Here is a 21961-nt window from a genome sequence, read left to right as displayed (position 1 = left end):
TTGTGGCTAATCATTTTGAACTGTCCAAACATAATCTATTAAATAACATTATATAAATATACAATTTAATAGAGGATTCATATCGATAACATAACAAAACCAAATGTTAAAATAATAATGCAATGTATTGATGTACAATTGAGAAGAAAGTATCTTTTATGTCTTTAACTGTGATGTAATTGTTGCTCTAAGAAATTATACCAAGAGCCATAAGCTTTTTTTTAAATCGAGTGTTAATTCAAGAAAAGTATGAATATTCCATAAATTATCTAATAAGATTGACATAAAAAATAGGAACTTATTTTGGCATGTGAGCTATCAATAGCCCTGAAATCGGGATGGATACGATTAGAAAGTATCCTTAGCATTATTGTCGATACTAGATAGCTACCTAAAAAAGCATTATTTATAATAATTAAAAGTGAGTAACGATTATATTAATTATTTCGCAATGAATTTATTATGAATGTTAAAGCATCTTATTACAATAAGACGCTTTTTTTAATTCCCATGTGGATAGTTATCAAATTTTCTTCATATCAATGACTTTCTTGAAACGTGAATAAACAATTGTGCCTAATATTACACTTGATAGTGCAACGACAAGATCGACTAGAATTGCATAGCTAACATTTGTCATAGCTAATTTCGGTACTATTAATGGGATGACAATAAATGATAAGCCACTTAAAGTATACATTGTTCCGACTGCAAAGCCTTTACGATCAGGAAATAGCTGTTGCATAACAACTAAGGTAAGTTGTAATACACCACCTGCGGCAGTTAATCCCATACCAATTGCCGCAATTAAACTCATAGTTGGATTCAGATTAAAAAGAAAAATTAATAAAGTTAACACTGAAAGTAAAGGCAATATAATTATACAAAAAATAGGTTTTATGAATTTTTTAACAATATAGGCTGTTGTAAAAACGGAAATTATTGAAGCCGTGCTGTAATAACTGATTAACTGTTTGGCTGCCATTTGATCCATCCCTATCCCCTTTTCTGCAATTGCCGGTAACCATTGTAAAATGATCACGAAAGTTGCTGTAGTGGTAAAGCCCATAATGATTAATAAAATACCTTCAAAGAAAATATTAGGTTTACCAATAAAATAGTCATTATGACCTTCATTACCACAAATAACCGTATTTTTAGAAGGAAATTTTCTTGGCGCAAGTAGTATCAAATTAAGAATGATACAAGCAATAAAGAATAGGAAAGCATAACCGTACCACAAATGATAAGTATGAAATATAGTAACAATAAATGGTAAAACTAAGGTTCCCATTGAGATAAATGCTTTAATTAAAACGCTTGCTGTACCGGCTGATCTAGGAAAGCATTCGGTCAATGCTGGCATTGAGCCAGTATCTAAAAAAGAGTTTCCTGCACCAATAAACATTGCTAAATAAAAGGCAAAGGTTATATTGTGACAAAAAAGAATCCCACTAAAAAAGATAATATAACAAAACATTCCCATTAAAATAAATGGCTTACGACCAAACTTATCGGATAATATGCCACCGACAAACATCAACAATATTTTGCCAAATCCTATTCCAGAAGCCACAAAACCGACACCAACTAGGTCAGTGTTAAGTTGAGCCGATATTTCTTCAGAAAATTGCATAATTACTATTAAAGCAATACTTTCAATTATGTAATTAGCATAAATAGATCCTGCTATCGAATAAGGGCTGTTAATATTATTGTTCATCAGTTAATATTCCATTATAAATTTAAAACACTACAAAACTAACTGATTTAATATTAGCGGTAAACGTGCCGGAATAAAAGAAAAATAACCTAACAAATAGTATTATTAATTAATTGTAGTTAATAAAGAATAAGTTATTTATATAATTATGTAAGATTGGAATAAACGGAGGATCATCATTTTGAATGATGATAAAAACTTCATAATGTAAAAAAGTACAAATTCATTAATCAATATTGAGTACTTCTAGAAACTGTCCTAATATTTGCATCTCCTGACAATCTACATTTATAACATGACTTGCAGAATCCATATAGAGATGATGACGTTCTTCAAGTATTTTTTCCATCTCATCAACAATTGATAATCCTGTTAATGACGGACGTTGTGCCATATTAGGATCTTTCATTAATCGTTCCGCAAGAATCTTTGCAGGAGCAGATAAGAAGAATACAATACCCATTTTTTGCATATGTAGACGATTTTGGTCAGCTAAAATCATTCCCCCACCTGTTGCAATAACTCGACACGGCTGTGTGACATCTTTTAAAACTTGGCTTTCTAGCTTTCTAAAACCATCCCAACCCTCTTTTTCAACTATTTCAGCAACGGTCCTTTGGGTACTTTCGTATAAGTAAACATCTGTATCAACAAATGAGTAATTTAACTTTTCAGCAAGTAAGCGCCCCATTGTTGTTTTTCCTGACGCTCGAGCTCCAACGAGAAAGATTGTTTTATTCATTTTTATAATCTCACATCAATAACATAATACACTTATATGTTATTCTTAATATACATAAATGCAACAAATATTTACACAAAGTTAAATTATTTTATAAATTGCAAATATATCAAAGTGTTAAATAAAAGATACATGTAAATATTTTTTTACAGATAAAGTTATTTTATTAAAAATTGTTTGTGATACATTTGAAATAAAGAATAATCTTAGCTTTCAATATCAAAAAAAAGAAATTGACTAAATTTAGGGATAATTTAGTTATGGGAATTGATTTATAGATTAGGATTTTTTAGCAATAAGAGAGAAAGCAATATGTAATCTATTATTATTAAATAGAATATCACTATCAATGTTATTCTAAAAAATAATGTGTTATAGATTACACATCTAAAATTTTAAAAACCATTTTTCTGATAAACATTATCAGGATTTGGGCCTGTTCTAAAGTCTTCATTTAAACTATCAATTTGCTGCATTTCGGTGTCAGTTAATTCAAAATCAAAAATTTGCATATTTTCAGCTATACGCAGAGGGTTAACCGATTTAGGAATGACAATAAGATCTTTTTGAACATGCCAACGTAACGTTACTTGTGAAGATGATTTTTGATATTTTTGACCGATATTTATCAATAATGGTTCTTCAACAACACGACCACGAGCCAAAGGACTCCATGCTTCAATCGCAATTTGTTCTTTGTTTAAATATTCTATTAATTCTTTTTGTACTAAATAAGGGTGAATCTCAATTTGATTAATCATAGGTTTAATATTTGCACGAGTTTTCAACAATTCAAAATGGGATTGATGAAAGTTACAAACGCCAATTGCGCGAACCATTTTAGTTTCATATAGTTGTTCAATGGCTTTCCAAGTATCAAAGAAATGATTTTTCAATGGCCAATGGACTAGGAAAAGATCTAAATAATCCGTTTGTAAATCTTTTAAGGATTGTTCGAAAGATTTTAACGTCTGCTCATAACCTTGATTAAGATTACTTACTTTAGTCGTTAGAAATAATTCTTGCCTTGCAACACCTGAATTAACAAAAGCTTCACCAAGTATTTTTTCGTTATTATAAAGCTGGGCAGTATCAAATGCACGATAACCATTATTTAAGGCTGTCATGATAGCGTTATTAGCTTCCTGTTGTTCAACAATTTTAAAAGTACCGAAACCTAACTGTTCGATTGATACACTATTGCTTAAGCTAATTTTTTTAATTAAAGATGTCATTTTTTTCTCATCAAATTATTCTAGCTATAAAAATTAATCAATTTTTAAAACAAAATATGTTGTTTTAAGTTTTTTATTTAACAAATATATTTAAATTATCTATGTAAAGAACAACATTTATTAAATAATTAAATGAATAGTAGCACAAAATTAATTATTAAAAAAACTATCTCCACAGTATTGGGTTAAAAATCGATAAAATTTTTGAGCGACAGGCATTAGGGGTCTATTTTTAACCGTCGCCACATAGATGTCTCGTTTTTGGCGATTTTTATTCATCGGTATTAATGAAACATTAGCATCTTCAGGAACAGATACATTAATCATCATACCAATACCATAATTGATAGATACTAAACCAATCATTGCATTTTCACTTTCAACCCGACTAACAACATTAGTTAATTTGACACCTGATTCACTAATGATATTATCCAAATAACCTTTCATTCCACTACGTTCGGTATATAAAATTACCGGTTCATTCGCTATATCTTTTAAGTCCAGCTTTTTTCGCTTAGATAATGGGTGCTCATTAGAAATAATAAATACAATTTCTTGTTTAGCTAAACGCGTAAATTCTATTTCTGGGTCATCATGCAAATAAGAACATAGCCCGATATCATAACGTTTGCTTTTAAGTTCTTGAACAATATTTGCACTCAAATCTTCATAAAAAGAAAATGAAATATTTTTATATTCAGGTAAGCTAGTAAATGCTTTTATAATTTTTGGTATATATCCCATACTTAATGAATAAACAAAAGCTAATCGAATATGCCCATGCGATATGCTAGTTAATTCTTTAATAAATTGTTCACCTTCATTTAGTGATTGTAATGCTTGATTAACGTAGATGAGATACTGTTCGCCTTCTTTAGTTAGTTCTACATTACGTCCTTTCTTTTGAAATAACTTGATACCAACCTCTTTCTCTAATTCTGCAATCGCATGACTAAGACTTGGTTGACTAATGGAAAAATATTCTGAAGTATAAGTATAGTGTTGATTTTTAGCGAGTATCTGAAAGTATTTAAGTTGTTTGATATTCATGAGTGAATTACTCTCTAATCAATGATTTATTTGTATTATAAAATATTTATAACTAAAATGGAAAAAATAGGATTTCTAAAATTAAACTACTTACTCTTTGATTATTAATAGTTTTACCCACAATTTAAATTATAAACAGTAAAACATTGTCATATAATAGAAAGAGGCGTAGAAAAAATCCAACCCCTCAATAATAACAGATTTTTTTGATAACCCGCTTTATTCTAAGAAAGTATTTAACTTTATAAAAATGAATCAAACCAACTGATACCTAACTATCACGCGGCTTTTTATTTAAATGTAAAAAAGTTACTTAAGTTAGATAAAAAATCTCTTAAAATTAGAATCATCAACGAACTTTGTTTCGATTAATCTTCTTAAAAGTAAAAACAATTCTTTATAATCTAAATAAACTGCCTTCATGTATAAAACATTTCAGTTTTAATAATAAAATGGATTTAGAATTAACATTGAAACGGTATAGACTCCTGAATAATTTTTACAAAAAAACATATATGCTTTAATCTCTAAATTATATTTTTTCTTTTTAATCATTTATGTACTCTCGTTGATTTTCTTTCGGTCTTCCCCTTAAACAACGAGATAAAACGATATCGATAGAGAGTACTTATACAACAAAAAAAAAGGCATAGTTTAGATATTGAACTATTAAATGCATTTTTGCACAAAGCTAGCCGATGGTTAAATTTAGAATATGATGCTAACCAATCGCTTATTCTCACTCATCATTATGCCAAACATAGTCCAGAATAGGTTTTAGCTCCTTTGGCTGAGGCTACAGCAAAGCTAATTGCGCAAGAAGATTTTAGTTTAGTAAAACACTGCGAGCACAACGACTGTGTGCTGTGGTTCTACGATAAGACAAAAGCCCATAAAAGACGTTGGTGTAGCATGAAAGTTTGTGGCAATGGACATAAAGTTATGAAGTTTAGAAAAAAGCTAGTAACCTCATAAGATAAACTATGTAAATATAGTTCATATTAAGATGATTTGTCATAGTGGAGACTATTGGCAATAATCCACCCTCAGATTTAATTATGTTCCATAAAGATAAGTTAAAAAATTAAATATGAGGGTAATATTAATTATTAATTAAATTTTTTTACTACATGACTGTTTAATAAATTTTCTCTATTTCTCAAATTTAATCGTTATTCCTGAAAACACAATTTATTTTAATTTATGGTAAAAAAGTTGGACATTAAAATTTTGTAAAAAGCCTAAAATAGCAAGCTACCATTTATATCTAGTACATTTTAGCTGGTCGTCAAATATCCTTTTTCTTTATCTCGATATTTATTGTGACTTTAAATACACAATAATATTCTTAGTGATTTGGAACTACAACAACCGAAAACAAGGCGAACTTTGTATTACTAACCTATTTATTTTACAGAAGAAATTTGAAGCTGTGCAATACATATAATTGACTCAATTGCGCCAAAATATTAATCATCACATCAGTAATAACGCTAATAGTGTACTAGACATAATTAAACTTGATTTAAATAATTTATTTTAGGCTGATTTATCTCGCTATCGAAGTACCTTGTTAATTAATAGAAATTTTTAAATTGTAGTCATTAAAGATAGATTACAAATAATGATTTAGTTTAGATTTTAATAGTTTCTCCATCATTAGGTACAAGCACTCTATCATCAATCTCGTCTTTAGTTATGTATTCATGAAGCTCTTTACGTGTCAACATTGCATGATTAACAGCATCCATATGGGTTCTAATGATTATTGCATTAGTAGCTGTTTGATAGGCATGTTTGACATCATCTTTACCCATGATAATCGATTTATCAAAGTTTTTGAGTCGTGCATAACCTGTATTTAAAATAATAATTTCTGGTTTATAATTCCCAATTACTCTAGTCGTCTCATCACACCAAATAGTATCGCCTGCAATGTAAAGAGTTTTAATACCTTTCCCCTGAAAAATAACACCCATAGTATCACCTAATCGCTTTGCTAGATCAGGTACTGCATACATAGTGTCTGTAACATGCTGACCTCCTACTTTACTTAAATGAATGTTGTTAAACAGAGTGTTTTTTTCTAATATTTTTATACTTATAAAACCTTGTGATCGAATTAAATCAGCATCTTGTTCATTTTGAACAAATAAAGGGATATGTTTAGGGATGAATTCTTGCGCGGCATCATCCCAATGATCGAGATGTGTATGAGTAACAATAATTGCATCAACATCTTCAATTATTTCTAAAATAGTGTAGCCTATCCAGTGTATGGTAGGTCAATTAGAGGGTTACGTAACTCACTACGATAAGTTCCTTCAAAACCAGGATAAGCCCCCTTTGGTGCTAACATAGGATCAATTAAAAAAATAGTCCCCGCATAGCTAATCTTCAATGTTGCATTTCTAATTTGCTGAATTAAAACTTGGTTAGTATAGTTTTTAAAATTCAGATTAGATGTTTTATTAGCCTGAGTTAAATTAGTTTTCATATAAATAGGACCTCTTAATAATTATTTAGTGTGTTTATTATTGAATTAGTTTTAATAACTAACCATTGACATTTTCATCAATCATCGAAATAATCGGGTCAAATTATATGTTCTAAGTTTATAAGCTTAAATATTATGAATTTACCTTACATTGCATTAGTTCTTTATCCAAACATTAGTCCATTTCATTTTTCAATTCCTTTTATCAAGCGTACACACGTGGTGCTCAAATAGTTGGGCTATGTTATGGAACTTACGCACAGGCATATACAGGAATACTCGATGGTAAGAAAGCATCAACACATTGGCTGGCTGAGATAGATTTTAAAAAACGCTTCCCTGAAATAACGTTAGACAATAATGCCCTCTATGTAGAGGATCATCATGTCATAACATCTGCTGGAACGGCTGCTAGTTTAGACTGTTGCTTATACATAGTTCGTAAAATATACGGTAGTAAAATTGCAAATAAAATAGCTCGTGTAATGGTTGCACCTCCCCATCGTGAGGGAGGACAAGCTCAATATATTGAGCATCCAATTGTAATGGCTACCCATAACAAACAAATAAATTCTTTTTAGGATTATTTACGAAAGAACTTAACCAAGACCTATACTATAGATGAACTTGCCAAGAAAGCCTCTATCAGTAGAAGCACTTTTAAACGTCACTTTAAGAAAGAGACAGGTATGACATTAGTGGGCTGGCTTACTAATGAAAAGTTGTTACGTAGTAAGAATTTGTTAGAAACTTCCTCTTTATCAATAGAAAAAATTGCAGAATTATCAGGATTTCATAATACAATATCTTTCAGACAATACTTTAAAAACAGATATCAAGTTAGTCCAAACGTATGGCGTAGAACTTTCTCTTAATTATAAAATATGTTTAGGTTTAAAAAATCGGAAAACTGATGACACACGCGATAATTAAATCAAAAATCTATTTATAATTATAATTTTTAAAATTTATTTATATGAAATATAATTATAAATAGATGATAGATTATAGCTTCTGATATTGTGCAGACAAATTAAAAACCTTATTATTATCATTAATAACGCAATGAATTTCCCAGTTATATCGTATGTTCAATATATAGAGATATTCTTATGGTTCGGTTATGGCTCCACTTTCTATGAAGGTTTTTCTAGCAATATTGCCAATGATATTAGTTGAAATACCATCGAATGTCGCACCGATAAGCCCACCTACAAGTGGAATCATTTTACCTAAGTTGATCGCTCCTTTTTCACCAAATTTAGTTAGCAATCTAAAACCAACCCGCTTGTTAATGGCGAAAATAGTTTCCTTTGATATGCCCTTAATTAGCTGTGTAGTCATCTTGGAGCCAATAACTACTCCTGTTCCTTTAAGAATATCTTTTGCGGCATTGCCGACTAAGCAGGAGAATACTAACGTTTTAACTCGATCGTCTTTGACATCATATTCTCCCATAATAGCGATTGCTGCTACCATGCGAATTTGGACATAAATTACGGTTGCAATGCTTGCAGGGATTGCAACCGGCATAGTTATAATGCCACCAAGACCAGATACAAACCCAGTAGTGGCAGATTTAGTATTTTGCCATCTAATGAGAGAATTAACCTTATCCACTATATCGGCCTCCCCCTTTAAGTAGTTTTCAGCCAATTCATAAGATGAATCTGTTCCTGGAATGCTACCATCCAATGCTTTATCGTAAGCCCAATTAAGGGCTTGCATGATTTTTCCTTCGTTAAGTTTTTCAGTCATCCCCATATCCTATTAAAATGAAAGTTTATATATTTAACAATTATAATATAACTTTTTATAATTAAAATTGGTCTTGGTTTATTTTTTTACCCTTACCTGTGGTTTTTAGGCCTGATATTGGCACTGAACTGACGGTCTGTGCATAGTCTACTTAGAATAGAGCAAACATTTCAAACTATATTTAAGCCGCTACAACGAATTGAACTTTTTATACCATAAATTTTTTTATAACTGCTGGAAAATTTAATTTTTTTGTTGATGAATATGCTCAACTACATTAGGTTATTTGACGCCGATGGCATCTAATAAACAGTGATCAATTAATTTTGTTGTATGAAAAAGTTTAGACATTCGATCATTTAAACCCAAGTGATAGATACTGTTTTAGCATTATTTTTTGATTTATTTCATTGTAATAATGAATGTCTTTTAATATAGTAAAAAACAAAACTTAAAATTGATTTTAGAAGATTATAGAAAGTGTTATCGGCGTGATAAACGCACTTGAATTTTATAAAAATTTGAATGTATCATATTAATTATTTTTGATTTATGGCGTTGCTAACCATTTGGACTAGTTTTTAGTAGTTCTTAAAGAGTCTTATAGACAACTATGCCACGAGTGGCATTCTGACAATCTTTTTAATAATCCTCAATCAGTTATTTTATGAGACATAAACTATTTGTTGGTAAGTTGTTTATTAGTATTTTAAGTAAAAAAATCAATTTTTTAAATACAATTTAGATAAATCGAATTCCTCCACCCAAATAGTAAATAATAAGATGGTTGTAAGATAAATGCTTTTAATAGTACTTAAAAAGAATATCGAATAATTTTCAGATAATTCTTTTAATCACTCATTTTCAAAATAATCAATAATAGCTTGATTTATAGCATTTTTCTTCAAATTCTTCTGCCAAACAAGATATATATTAATGCTTAATTTCATACTTTGACTATTAATTAATTTTTTATATACCACGCCATCAACTTTTGCTTGAGTCATTGATTGAGGCAAAAGCATCATAGCTTTACCTAACGATACCTCAAGTAGCATTGATAGATTATCCGGAAGCTCCGGACGACGAATAAGAGGTAAATTTAGTGTTTTAAACACTAGCTCACATTGCTTATGAAATATAGGATTTAAATATGGTTTAAACCAGAAGAGAGGTAAATCAGTTACATCATTAAGATCGACTTTTTCTTGTTCACTACATTTATGGCTGTTAGGTAAAACTAATATCATCGGTTCTTTGTATACTAATAAATTGTTTTCAATTTGCTCTCCCGTTTGGTAATCAGAAACTAAGGCAAAATCGATGTTTTCTTTTTTTAGTTCAAATAGAAGTTCTTTGGATGTATAATTATGTTTATAAATTTCTATTTCATCACAAAAATTAGAGAAAAACATATCAAAATATGGAATGAAGTCAAAACAAAGGGTTTTAGTTGTACCGAAAATAACCTTCTCAATATTGCTTGATTTAATTGATCTAACGGTTGAGCAAAGTTCATTTAATAAAAATGTAGCTTTTATTTTAAAATCTTCTCCTTCTTTTGTTAAAACAACTTTATGTGAATTTCGTAAAAATAAAGTTTGTTCCAATTTTTCTTCTAAATCTCTAATTTGAATTGAAAGTGGTGGCTGGCTTACTCCCAACTTTTCAGCCGCTCCTCTAAAACTTTTCGCCTCACAAACAGCCACAAAATACTGTAACTGTTTAATTGTAGGCAATCCTTTGCTATAAATGTTCACGATATATAAAACTCCTAAAAATTTGCTTCAATATAACCTTCAATATACTCTTTAAATACTATAACCCAATTCGGTATATAATTTTTACCTTAAAATTGTAAATATGGGGCTGAAACTACCTACCCTGTCTGATAAAACTTGCTTCAATTCATTACTAGATATGCTTTCTTCAATAAACTTTGATGGAACGAAGCACATCGCCTCCCATTGTCAGCAATTTCAATAATAAGATCTGTATCATCGATAATCAAATATGGATTTACATAAACTTCATTAGGTTGTAACGTACTTATATTCGTTGATATTCAATTTATATTATCATTTGCATTGATTAAATTTTTATTCAATATCGATAAAGTTAGAATTGCATCCGATTTTTTGAAGAATTCTTCAGATGGACATAATATATTTTTTGACACCAGCAATTTTTTTGCTACCCAATCACTTTCAATTAGATTTCCAACACAAATAGCTATATCAATATTCTAATAGATAAGTCAACTATTCGATTTGTTCCCATTAAATCTATTTTTATTCTAGGTATTCTTTAATAAACGAAAAAATATATTTACCAACACTCTGATGATTTTAACTTATTTATAAAGTTACTTTTATGATTAGTGATAATTTATGATGATAATCCTCTAAATCTTAATTAGTTAGAAAACTCTTCAACTAAATTAGTTAACCTATCATTTTTTCTTAACATTATTAGGAAGATCTGTTTGATAATTCTATCCCTTAAGCATCCACCAATTATTTTTTTAAATTGAGTTAAATTTCTGCTTATTGCTGAGGATCGTATTAATAGTCTGTTGGATGCTTTAACAAAATTATCGTCTTTAATTATGATAATAAAAATTTTTTAGTCATCAATTTATTGTGTCATTTTTGAAATTTCATTTTTTTTATCATCATACCATAAATACATTATAAACAAACTTAACAAAATTTATTTATTTTTTTGATAATTATTAAATTTATTAAAAACTGTTTTACCTTTGATATTAATTTCATATCGCAAAATAAGTATTTCTGTATTCCTATTTTTTTGTTTACAGTTTTCAACTATTACATAAATAACTAACAATTAAAGGAGAAAGTTATGACATCACAATACTTATTAGTAAATCATTATCCAGTAATGGAAGGAAAAGAGAAGGAGATTCAGGATCTAGCCGAGAAAAATTCAAAGGCTCTTCCTGAAGTAAGTAGTTTCTATATTTCTCAAGATGAAGGCGAGTTAATTGAATTCATTAGTTTAAGTTCACTAAATGAACTGGCTAAATATGAAAACAATTTAGCTTCAGCCTTCACCGATTACGCTAATTATCTCTGTGGAGATATTAAACGAGAACTACTTACTTATGTCGAAAGCCCTATTAGTTCAAGTACGGCAGTTCCACAAACTAAATATGTTCAACTTCGCCATGTTGAAGTCTTACCTACTGCATATCAGCGTTATCTGAAATGGCGAAATGAAACAATTTTTGAGGTAGTTCGTAATAATTCAACCACAATTGAATCATTTGACGCCTACCATTCACTTATTAGCCAGATTCCAGGTGTAATGTTTATTTCATGTTTTAACGGCTCAGTTGAAACTTATCTTAAACCATTTACCGATGATAATTATAAAAACATTGTTACTCAAGCTGGAGATAGTTATATCACTGGAGGTAATGAAGGTCTTTACACTAAAATCTACAAAAAATTAGGGATGTAATATATATTTTAATTATAAATTATAAGAAGTTATAAGAAGTTATAAGAAGTTAAAATAAATTATTATAAAGATGTTATAAGGAGAAATGTTGTGAAAAAATTAGTAGTTGTTGGTGATAAATTCGGTGAGTTTGCAAAATTAAATGGGACAATCACTCAAACCCAGCTTTCCATGTTGACTCAAATACCAGCAAAAATATTCACTAAGAAAAATTATTTAGTTCCAGGACAGGGATGTAAAAGAGATGAGGTCAGTCGTTTTGTTAAAGATATCGAGAATTCTGAACATTTAGATATGTCTTCACTCATTTCATTTTATGGATGTGAAGTTTTACCAAATAAGTATACTCATCAAATCAATATTCATAATGTTTTGATTGGTCAAGCTAAACAACTAAATGATACTCTATTTGAATTACCATTCATTCTTGACGAAAGAAATATGCTGATGGGGGATCATCAGACAGGCAGACACGTTCAAGGCATGATTATAACAGAAGCTTTTAGACAAACTTTTATTGCAATAACAGAAGAATTTTACCTTAATGATGACAATAACCAAGATAAATATTTTGTCATTAACGGAATGAATATTCAGTTTGAAAACTTTTTATTTCCTTTACCTGCACAAATTTATTTTGAGCTTATCAACATTGATAAGAATAATTATCGAACCAAAGTAAAAGCGAAAATAACTATAAATCAGGCTAACAAAGTTTGTGCCACTATGAATACTGATTTCGCAGTATATCCTGTTAATGATCTTTCAAAAAAAGAAGCAGTGTTAGCAAATGAAGCACTGAACTCATACTTGACAGATTCTCTCAACAATGTTGCATAGGGAAGGAAATATCAATGTCTAAGTTTCAATTAACACCAACAACGCAAGGACCTTTATATCCACCATCAGAGATCGTGGATAAAAATGGTGACTTTGTTGTTGTTGGAAACATTATTAGGGAGGACAAAGCCATTTCATGGGGAATGGCTATTGTCTCAAAGAATAGCACTGTCCCTAAATTTGGAGAAATATCCGCTTATTCAGTTAAGGAAGAGTTGAATGACATTAGTGAAGAAAAACTGTCAGAAATAGAATTATTTACATTGCCATTACCACTTCCTTTAAATAATTACCCGATGGTATTTGCACCTGAGCAATGTGCCAATGCTGCACAGATACATCGTCCAAGCCTCCCATTAAATAAGGGTTACATTTATGACTATCGAGAAAGTGATGGGCGTAGAAAATTACCAAAGATTGTACTAAGCGATTGGCTTAAAGCAGAAGGCAGTGTTGAAATTAATACTGATGGTTTCTCGGCCAAATTTGATTTTAGTTTTAAAAATTTAGTTCCAAATAGTCTTTACACCGTGATGAGTTTAAGAGAAAAAGATCTTGATCCAAATGAGTTAACTCGACCTGGTCCATTAGGGATACCCAACGTTTTTATAACAGATGAAAAAGGAAATGGTAACTATTTTGCTATTTTAGATAATCCATTTCCGAAACATGATGAAAACAGCAATCGAATCATTAACATTATTGTTTTATTCATGAGTTCTCAACAGTCATATGGTGGTGCAATTGGGTATTTTGGTTTAGGGGGAGATGTACACGCACAACTCAAATTAAGTCAAAATGATTTATTAAATTCTTTACTAACGAAACCACTACAGGAGAAATAAATGCCACATTTACACATTTTAACTTGGCCAATAAATAGTGATGAAAAAGCCAAAAAACTATTAGAAGGAATAACTAGTGTCGTACATAACACATTAGGTTGCCCACTCGATAAAATTTCTATTAGCATTCAGGAAATTTCACCGTCACGATGGTCTGATGCAGGTGTCGTAGGCACTGATCCTGATTTCGCAAATAAAAGTAGACTGAAGGAAATTAAGGATAATCATCATGAAGCAAATAAAAAGTGATTCAATAAAATTACCCGCAGCCTTTTTTGATGTTGATGACACACTAATAACAATCAAGAGTATGTTTGATTTTTTTGAATATTTCTGTGAAAAGAAAAAGTTAAACAGTTTAAAAATTAAATTTGATGAAGCTTTTAAACAAGCTAGGGCCAGTAATGTACCTAGAGAAAAGCTAAATTCGATGTATTACCAATTCTTATCAGGTATATACATGGATGAACTAGTCGCAATCGGTAAAAATTGGTTTAGTAACAATGTTCTTGCAAAAGATGTATTTATAGAGAAGACAAACAGATGTTTATGTCAACATCAAGAAAAAGGAGAAAGAATAATTTTTGTCTCAGGTTCGATGCTACCCCTTTTGCAGCCTATTGCTGAACATTTCAAAATTAAAGACATTCTTTGTGTTCATCCTGTTGTTGACGAAAAAGGTGTCTTGACCGGTGAAATTAGTGGAATACAGACTATTGGTGCTGGAAAGGCTGAGGCAATGAAAGAATTTGCTTCCAAGGAAAAAATTAATTTAAACACCAGTTACAGTTATGGCGACGATATTTCAGATCTAGATATGTTGTCTTGTGTAGGTAATCCTGTATATGTTGGTAATAATCCTATCATGCTGGATCACGCTAAACGCCATAACTGGATAATTTTATAATCTTTTTAATGAAATAATAAATAAAAATACTTATGACTATGTTGGAGAAAGAATGAATATGAAAGATGTTGTTATTGTTGCAGCAAAAAGAACTGCTATTGGAGCGTTTCTCGGTGGATTTGCTAATATACCAGCTACCGAATTGGGTGCTATGTTAATTAAAAATATGTTAGAAGAGTCAAATATCCCGGTCAATGAAGTAGATCAAGTTATTATGGGACAGGTTTTAACTGCTGGATGCGGACAAAATCCAGCTAGACAGACTGCTATTAAAGCTGGTTTACCAGAAAAAGTAACTGGATTAACTGTTAATAAAGTTTGTGGTTCAGGACTTGTAGCTATCAACTTAGCTGTACAAGCGATTAAAAATGGAGATGCCCACATGATTATTGCTGGCGGGCAAGAAAGCATGTCAATGGCTGGACATATTCTTAAGGGAGGGCGACAAGGTAAACGTTTAGGTAATTTAGAATTAGTTGATACACTTATACATGATGGATTAACTGATGCTTTCAATCAATATCATATGGGAATAACAGCCGAAAATGTTGCTGAAGAATATAATATTTCTCGTGAAGAGCAAGATAATTATGCACTCTCTTCTCAAAATAAGGCGCTTAAGGCCATACAAAATAATTCTTTTTTAAACGAAATAATACCAATAAAATTAACCACCAAGAAAGGCGAATTAATTATTGATAAAGATGAAGGCCCAAGAGAAACTTCTTTAAATAAGTTATCGACGCTACAACCTGTTTTTAAAAAAAATGGAGTAGTTACAGCTGGAAACGCATCATCCATAAACGATGGAGCTGCTGCAGTGATTGTATGCAGTAGAGAAAAAGCTTTATCTTTAGGATTAATTCCATTGGTTTCTATTTCTGCATTTGCCAATACAGGTATCAACCCAGCTTTTATGGGATTAGGTCCTATTAGTGCGATTCAAGCTTGTTTAAAAAAAGCATCTCTGTCAATTGATGAAATTGATCTATTCGAATGTAATGAAGCTTTTGCATCACAAACCATAGCTGTACAAAAAATATTAAATTTGCCAGAAGGCAAAGTAAATGTTAATGGCGGAGCGATTGCATTAGGTCATCCAATTGGTGCCTCTGGTTGTCGCATATTGGTTTCACTTATCCATCAATTAATATCTCGTAAACTTAATACTGGTATTGCAGCACTATGTGTCGGTGGTGGTGAAGGTGTTGCGATGAGTATTACTCGAGAGTAAAGAGGAATTTACATTATGGAATCAGCGATAATGCCAACAAAAGAGCAAAAACAGACAAAATCAAAAACAAGTGTTATGGTTTCTGCTGTACTAATTGTTCTTTTAGTTGGTTCGGTTTATATCAGCCAGCTCATTTTTCAGGAAATTTCAAAAAGCTTCAATATAGATATTCTTGAAGCACGAAATGTTTTTAGCCTATCTTGTTTTTTCTATGCAATTTCATTTTTTATTTATGGTCCATTATCAGATAGAGTCTCAACAAGATTATTAGTTCTTTTTGGTTGTATCGGAACAGTTTTTTGTCTGTGTATATCTGGGATAATCCAATCATTCAATATATATTTGTTCATTATGTCATTGATTGGTTTTTTTGCTGCATCAGTCCCCGCAGCATTATTTGCTTATACGGCTAAAAACACACCTAATGAAAAATTGCCTCAAGCAATGGGAATTATGATATCTGCTTCTATTATAGGTATTATTTTTAGCAGAAGCGTTGTAGCCATGATGACAGATCACCAGTCTTGGCAATTTGCCTTCATTATTTATGCGTGTTTAATTATTTGTGCTTGCTTTTTTATTCCATCCGGAATAAAAAAAGCAAACAATATTACATCTAGTATTAATATTATTAACACTTATCTCTCTGCAGCTAAATTACTACTCAATAAAACGGTTATTATTTTTTTATTAGTCGGTTTTTTACTCTTTTTTGTTTATCTAGGATTATCCTCTTTTTTAACATTTTATTTAAAAGGTGAACCATTTAATCTTTCATCTACTGTTTTGGGATGGTTAAATTTTGCAGGAATGAGCGCAGTGATTGGAGCAATGATTACTGGTAAATTATCTCAATTCATGAGTAAAGAAAAACTGTTAATCATATGCTTATTATGTGTAACCATTTCAGTTGTCATGATTGGATACAGTTCAGAACTATTCTGCATAGCATTCGGTATTTTTTGTTTGTTTCTTTTTGTTTTTGGTATTCAGCCAATTGTAATTTCTATGCTTAATCAGATTGTACCAATTAATTCTAAAGGAGCTATATCTTCTTTGTACTTATTATCTTGTCTAGCTGGAGGTAGTGTTGGTACATATATGTTAGGTATTCTTTATGAAAACTTTAATTGGAATGGAGTAATTTTAACCTGCATAATTTTAAGCTTAATTAATGCAGTTTTCGCTTTGTTGGGTATTCAATTAATAAAAAAATAAAAGGAAGTTAAAATGCAAACAATTATGATCACAGGTGGTTCAGGTTCAATAGGAAAAGGTATTGCGAAGGTTCTTTTAAATGATAATTATAGAGTTATTCTAATTGGAAGGAATCCTCATAAATTATTTGCTACCCAGCAGGAATTAGAGTTGGAAACAAATAATAAAAACATTATTACTTACACAATAGATATCAGAAATGAAGTCCAAGTAGCCTCAAAATTACTTTCAATTTGGGAAAGTACTCCTATTGATGGTCTAGTTAATGCTGCAGGTTTTGGTGAGCCTATTGATTATTTTTCCTCTTTGAAAAATGATTGGGATGAGTCATTTCAAAGCAAACTTTGGGGCACAATTAATATGACAAAAAATGTAGCTAAATTAATGATGGAGCATGAGATTAATGGCAAGATCATCATTATAAACGGTACATTCTGTTATGATCCAAATCCAGATTTCATCATCAATAGTACTGTAAACGCCGCACTTTCTGGTTTTGCAAAAGCTGCTTCAAAATATTTGGGTACACGTGGCATTTGCCTAAATGTTTTAAATCCATGGATTACAGAATCTGAATCTTGGCAAAAAACAGCTACTAACTTGGCTAAATTTTTTGATACCACACCAGAATCCTTAAATGAAAATTTCAAAAAAATGAATCCATTAAAAAGATTTACTGATGTTAACGATATTGGTCACGCAGTCTCTTTTTTATTAAATAAAAAAGCTAATTATATTAATGGTGCGTCGATCAATCTCGATGGAGGAGCATCAATTGGATTTTGATACATTTATGAGGAAAATACTTATTAAGAAAAAAATTCTTTTAAGCACAATTGCGTTTATATTTTTAACGTTATATGCAGGATGAGTATGGCTGAATCAACGGCGGTTTCAACATTATTTAAAGCACCTACAGGAATTGCTTTTGATAGCACTGGGACTATGTATATTAATAATTTATCAGGAAATTCTATCACTATGATAAAAGCGAATGGTGATAGAGAGGCTGTTTATTCGGGTATTTCATCACCAGCAGAGATTATGATAGCTGGGGAGGATAACATCTATGTGTCTTCATACAGTGACAATTATATTCTGAAAATAGTTGCCAATGGAAAATCTCAAAAAATATCTGATGGCTATCGTACTCCAACTGGAATCACATTTTCTAATTTAAGGCAACTACTGATAACCAATCGTTCAACAGGAGAAATCGTTTCTCTTGATTTAAAAAACGATAAGAAAACGGTAATTGAACGCGGATTAGCTACACCAGTTGGTATTAGTCAACTTCCTGATAATAGTTTAATTGTTTCACAATAGAGTGGTCGCCTTACATTAATTCAACCTAATGGAGATAAAATTGAATTAGGTGAAAGATTTAATTGATTAGGTGTTGGTGTTGCGGTTATTTCACCTGACATAGTTACCATTATCGATAACGGTTCGGGGTATGTGAGTAAAATTAATTTGAAAACAAAAGAAGTAAGCATCTTTACTTGGGGCAATTGCATTAACATATCATAATAATCGTTATTACATAGGAATATGGAATAATGGAACTGTATATATGTTTAATGACAATTAATTTCTTAATATATCATAATAAATTGGAATTAACTAAATGAATAAATTACCTGAACGAACATTAGGTTCAAATATTAAAGTCGGCGCCATGGGGTATGGCGCTATGGGGTTAAGTGAATTTTATGGGCCTACAAATGATCAACAGTCATTAAAACTGCTGCACTCAATTATAGATAATGGCGTGACCTTGATTGATACCGCTGATATGTATGGTCGTGGTCACAATGAATCACTCATTGCTTCATTTCTAAAACAATTAACTTCTGCCCAACGAGAAAAGTTAGTCATTGCGACTAAATGTGGTATCGATAGAAGCAATACAGTCGGATATGGACGAAATATAAATAACTCACCTGAATACATAAAATCTTGCTGTGAGGCATCACTAAAACGCCTAGACGTTGATCAAATAGATCTATTTTATATTCATAGAATTAGCCCTGAAAATCCAATTGAGGAAACGATGGAAACATTGGCAAACTTGGTCAAAGAAGGGAAAATTAAACATACAGGACTTTGTGAAGTTACTACTGACCAGTTAATTCGCGCACATTCAACATTTTCAGTCGATGTTGTCCAAACTGAATATTCACTTTGGACGAGAGATATTGAAGATAATATTTTACCATTATTAAAAGAGTTAAATATCGGTTTGGTACCTTACTCTCCACTTGGTCGAGGATTTTTGACAGGAAAATATCAATCTGAAAAAGATTTTTCAGATGGCGATTTTCGAAAAACTAATCCAAGATTTGTGGGTGATAATATTGAACAAAACAAAAGACTATTAGAAGCAATACAACCAATGACTATTAAATATAATTGTACTAGTGGACAGATTGCTTTAGCTTGGTTGATGGCCCAATGGGATAGCATTGTTCCAATACCAGGAACAAAGCAAGAAAAATATTTGATAGAAAATGTAAATGCTTGCTTTATTAAACTTGAAGAAGAAGATATCTCGCTACTTAATGATTTGAAAAATTATATAAGCATACATGGAGATCGTTATACACCTGAAGGCATGAAAGGTATATTTTAATCAACGGTTATTTAAAAAATGAGGGCGTAAAAACCGCCCCATTACTAAAATGCTCCCCCCCCAAAAAAACAATATACATCAGTGGTTCGTAACGGTTTTATATGAACCTGTAACAAGGATTACACCACAAATGACAATTAATGCTCCACAGATTTGTAACAGATTAGGCACTGATCCAGTAAATAATGCTAACATCATAGTAAATACAGGTACTAAGTTGAAAAATACAGCTGTATTGGCTGCCCCGATTTCTTTAATGCCAAAATTCCAAAATAAATACGCCATTACCGTACCACAAACGGCCATATATACTAATATTAAATGATTTTTTATTGTTATATTACTGAGTGATATAAGTAAATTGTTGTTATAAACTGTAAATAATAAGATCCCTATGGTACCAAATAACATTGTATAAGTTGTAGTTTGTAAAGGTGTCGAGTTAGATATATATTTTCTTGAACCAACAGTGTACGTCGCCCATGCGAGATTACCCAACATAATAATTAGATCGCCTGAACTGAAATTAAGCGAAATTAAATTCATTATTGAACCATTACTTACGACAATAACCACGCCAAATAAGCTAATCAGCATACCGACAGTTTGGATTAAAGTAATTTTATGTTTATCAATCATTGCCGCCAACAATGCTGTTGTTATCGGAGATGTAGCCATTATCAATGCCCCATTGATAGCTGACGTAGTTTTTAAACCAATAAAAAACGCTAAATTAAAGCTGGTTATACCTAATAAACCTAGGGCTATAAATGCAATCCAGTTCTTTTGTAGTGCCATAAGATTGCTTCGATCTTTTAATAACATGAAAATCATTATAATTATCGTTGCAATAAAAAATCTTTCGGTTGCAACAGCAAAAGGAGATGCATCCGCAACGACTGATGCGCCAGCATTAAAATTAGATCCCCAAAAAAAAGTAGAAAGAGTAACTGCTAGTAACACTAAATATCTATTGTTAGGCATGAACTCTATCTCCATAAAATGCATTAAGGATTGTCGAAAATAGATGATCTCTTTCTTGTAATAATCTAAAAGCCATTTTATTACCAATCTCACTTTCAGTACCTGCTATAAATACATTCATAATTAATATCCTTATGTTGATAGTATGATTGGGGTAAAATAATATTATTATCTCATTTATAGTACAATAAACGTATTTTGAATATAGAATTCCAAAAATGAAAAAATCAATTTCTTTAAATGACCTAAATCTTTTTATAAATGTCGTTCAGGCAGGTAGCCTTACTAAAGCTTCAGATTGACCAATAACTCTAACTAAAAATGACCTATGGACATTAAGCTCAGTAAAAACAATAAACTCTACATACATAACACGGATGATGTCTATGACATCATGCAACGTATTTTACGCCGTGAAATGGTATGTCCACATATACATAGACTTTGCCGGTTTTACGGTTAAAACGTACCGGGTAATCGGCTGGCCAAATAATAACTTTTGCCAATTGCATTAAACATAAAAATAATGCAAGCAAAGAAACAATAATTAATCCTAAAGAAATGGCTAAATCGCTATATATAGAATAAGGACTAATATTGAGAAAAAACCATATTCCAGCATAAAGGGCATAAAGAAACGCCACACATCCAGTTAACCTTCCAATCATATATAGAGTACGATCAAATTGGTTACTGGTGCGGCCTATTTCAATAAATGTATCATTGCCAAAACGAAGATTGGTTAAGTCATCGTCTTTATCTACTGGTTTAAATTTTGCTAAGTCTTTAGGATAATGTTTATACCCC

At 30.9% G+C, this 21961-nt stretch carries 24 protein-coding genes; 12 read left to right on the top strand and 12 right to left on the bottom strand.

The window, feature by feature from the left end:
• Positions 1–523: 523 nt before the first annotated feature.
• The 4 genes from H3S73_RS10740 to H3S73_RS10725 form a co-directional block, all read right to left on the bottom strand.
• A complete protein-coding gene (locus tag H3S73_RS10740; RefSeq protein ID WP_198236605.1) occupies positions 524–1723 on the bottom strand; it encodes an MFS transporter in 1200 nt (399 codons plus the stop codon).
• 226 nt (positions 1724–1949) lie between these two features.
• Entirely contained in the window at positions 1950–2465 is a 516-nt protein-coding gene (gene aroL / locus H3S73_RS10735; protein WP_198236604.1) for a shikimate kinase AroL, read from the bottom strand.
• Positions 2466–2860: 395 nt separating this feature from the next.
• Entirely contained in the window at positions 2861–3700 is an 840-nt protein-coding gene (locus tag H3S73_RS10730; RefSeq protein ID WP_198236603.1) for an aldo/keto reductase, read from the bottom strand.
• A 150-nt stretch (positions 3701–3850) separates the two neighbouring features.
• Positions 3851–4753 (bottom strand): LysR family transcriptional regulator, encoded by a 903-nt coding sequence (locus tag H3S73_RS10725; protein ID WP_086327572.1) that lies wholly within the window; start codon positions 4751–4753, stop codon positions 3851–3853.
• A gap of 786 nt (positions 4754–5539) precedes the next feature.
• Between H3S73_RS10725 and H3S73_RS14060 the strand changes: the two genes are divergently transcribed.
• Positions 5540–5728: a CGNR zinc finger domain-containing protein gene (locus tag H3S73_RS14060; protein ID WP_198236602.1), complete on the top strand. Its 189-nt coding sequence runs from the start codon at positions 5540–5542 to the stop codon at positions 5726–5728.
• Positions 5729–6387: 659 nt separating this feature from the next.
• On the opposite strand, the gene H3S73_RS10715 is transcribed toward H3S73_RS14060, so the two are convergent.
• Complete coding sequence (locus H3S73_RS10715; protein WP_370528804.1) at positions 6388–6978, bottom strand: MBL fold metallo-hydrolase; 591 nt, start codon at positions 6976–6978, stop codon at positions 6388–6390.
• A 41-nt stretch (positions 6979–7019) separates the two neighbouring features.
• Positions 7020–7250: an MBL fold metallo-hydrolase gene (locus H3S73_RS10710; protein WP_198236601.1), complete on the bottom strand. Its 231-nt coding sequence runs from the start codon at positions 7248–7250 to the stop codon at positions 7020–7022.
• 617 nt (positions 7251–7867) lie between these two features.
• On the opposite strand from H3S73_RS10710, the gene H3S73_RS14055 reads away from it, so the two are divergent.
• Entirely contained in the window at positions 7868–8125 is a 258-nt protein-coding gene (locus H3S73_RS14055) for a helix-turn-helix domain-containing protein (protein WP_198236653.1), read from the top strand.
• A gap of 235 nt (positions 8126–8360) precedes the next feature.
• Here the strand turns inward: H3S73_RS14055 and H3S73_RS10700 are convergent, their stop codons facing one another.
• Positions 8361–9008, bottom strand: a complete 648-nt coding sequence (locus H3S73_RS10700; protein WP_198236600.1) for an EcsC family protein — start codon at positions 9006–9008, stop codon at positions 8361–8363.
• Between the two features lie 854 nt (positions 9009–9862).
• Positions 9863–10768 carry a LysR family transcriptional regulator gene (locus tag H3S73_RS10695; protein ID WP_198228448.1) on the bottom strand — a complete coding sequence of 302 codons (906 nt, stop codon included), beginning with the start codon at positions 10766–10768 and terminating at the stop codon, positions 9863–9865.
• Between the two features lie 1105 nt (positions 10769–11873).
• Here H3S73_RS10695 and H3S73_RS10690 point away from each other — a divergent pair.
• From H3S73_RS10690 to H3S73_RS10650, 9 genes are all read left to right on the top strand, one after another.
• Positions 11874–12494: a hypothetical protein gene (locus tag H3S73_RS10690; protein WP_198228450.1), complete on the top strand. Its 621-nt coding sequence runs from the start codon at positions 11874–11876 to the stop codon at positions 12492–12494.
• 90 nt (positions 12495–12584) lie between these two features.
• Positions 12585–13334 carry an AfsA-related hotdog domain-containing protein gene (locus H3S73_RS10685; RefSeq protein ID WP_198228451.1) on the top strand — a complete coding sequence of 250 codons (750 nt, stop codon included), beginning with the start codon at positions 12585–12587 and terminating at the stop codon, positions 13332–13334.
• Between the two features lie 14 nt (positions 13335–13348).
• Entirely contained in the window at positions 13349–14179 is an 831-nt protein-coding gene (locus H3S73_RS10680) for a hypothetical protein (RefSeq protein WP_198236599.1), read from the top strand.
• Complete coding sequence (locus tag H3S73_RS10675; RefSeq protein ID WP_198228453.1) at positions 14180–14428, top strand: tautomerase family protein; 249 nt, start codon at positions 14180–14182, stop codon at positions 14426–14428. It abuts the gene before it with no gap.
• Entirely contained in the window at positions 14409–15086 is a 678-nt protein-coding gene (locus H3S73_RS10670; protein ID WP_198228454.1) for an HAD family phosphatase, read from the top strand. The genes H3S73_RS10675 and H3S73_RS10670 overlap by 20 nt, the downstream gene beginning before the upstream one ends.
• Before the next feature lie 58 nt (positions 15087–15144).
• Complete coding sequence (locus tag H3S73_RS10665; RefSeq protein ID WP_198228472.1) at positions 15145–16320, top strand: acetyl-CoA C-acetyltransferase; 1176 nt, start codon at positions 15145–15147, stop codon at positions 16318–16320.
• A 15-nt stretch (positions 16321–16335) separates the two neighbouring features.
• The gene (locus H3S73_RS10660; protein WP_198228455.1) at positions 16336–17538 is read left to right on the top strand and encodes an MFS transporter; all 1203 of its coding nucleotides are present in this window, start codon (positions 16336–16338) and stop codon (positions 17536–17538) included.
• Positions 17539–17550: 12 nt separating this feature from the next.
• The gene (locus tag H3S73_RS10655; protein ID WP_198236598.1) at positions 17551–18324 is read left to right on the top strand and encodes an SDR family oxidoreductase; all 774 of its coding nucleotides are present in this window, start codon (positions 17551–17553) and stop codon (positions 18322–18324) included.
• Positions 18325–18411: 87 nt separating this feature from the next.
• Positions 18412–18864: a hypothetical protein gene (locus H3S73_RS10650; protein WP_198236597.1), complete on the top strand. Its 453-nt coding sequence runs from the start codon at positions 18412–18414 to the stop codon at positions 18862–18864.
• Between the two features lie 20 nt (positions 18865–18884).
• Here H3S73_RS10650 and H3S73_RS10645 read toward each other — a convergent pair whose 3' ends face one another.
• Positions 18885–19055: a hypothetical protein gene (locus tag H3S73_RS10645; protein WP_198228458.1), complete on the bottom strand. Its 171-nt coding sequence runs from the start codon at positions 19053–19055 to the stop codon at positions 18885–18887.
• 110 nt (positions 19056–19165) lie between these two features.
• Here H3S73_RS10645 and H3S73_RS10640 point away from each other — a divergent pair, with 110 nt between their 5' ends.
• Positions 19166–20170 (top strand): aldo/keto reductase, encoded by a 1005-nt coding sequence (locus tag H3S73_RS10640; RefSeq protein WP_198228460.1) that lies wholly within the window; start codon positions 19166–19168, stop codon positions 20168–20170.
• Between the two features lie 78 nt (positions 20171–20248).
• Here the strand turns inward: H3S73_RS10640 and H3S73_RS10635 are convergent, their stop codons facing one another.
• The 3 genes from H3S73_RS10635 to H3S73_RS10630 all read right to left on the bottom strand — a co-directional run.
• The gene (locus H3S73_RS10635) at positions 20249–21154 is read right to left on the bottom strand and encodes a DMT family transporter (protein WP_198236596.1); all 906 of its coding nucleotides are present in this window, start codon (positions 21152–21154) and stop codon (positions 20249–20251) included.
• On the bottom strand, positions 21147–21275 hold the full coding sequence (locus H3S73_RS13865; RefSeq protein WP_255519203.1) for a hypothetical protein: 129 nt from the start codon (positions 21273–21275) through the stop codon (positions 21147–21149). The genes H3S73_RS10635 and H3S73_RS13865 overlap by 8 nt, the downstream gene beginning before the upstream one ends.
• Before the next feature lie 271 nt (positions 21276–21546).
• Positions 21547–21961: DUF6708 domain-containing protein (locus H3S73_RS10630; protein ID WP_198248903.1), on the bottom strand; the 415-nt coding region annotated here is incomplete at its 5' end.

Origin of the sequence: Gilliamella sp. B14384G12, from assembly GCF_016101825.1 — a bacterium.
GTDB lineage: Bacteria > Pseudomonadota > Gammaproteobacteria > Enterobacterales > Orbaceae > Gilliamella > Gilliamella apicola_N.
Note: the sequence above shows the minus strand (reverse complement) of the source record. Positions and strands in the feature narration are given on the sequence as shown.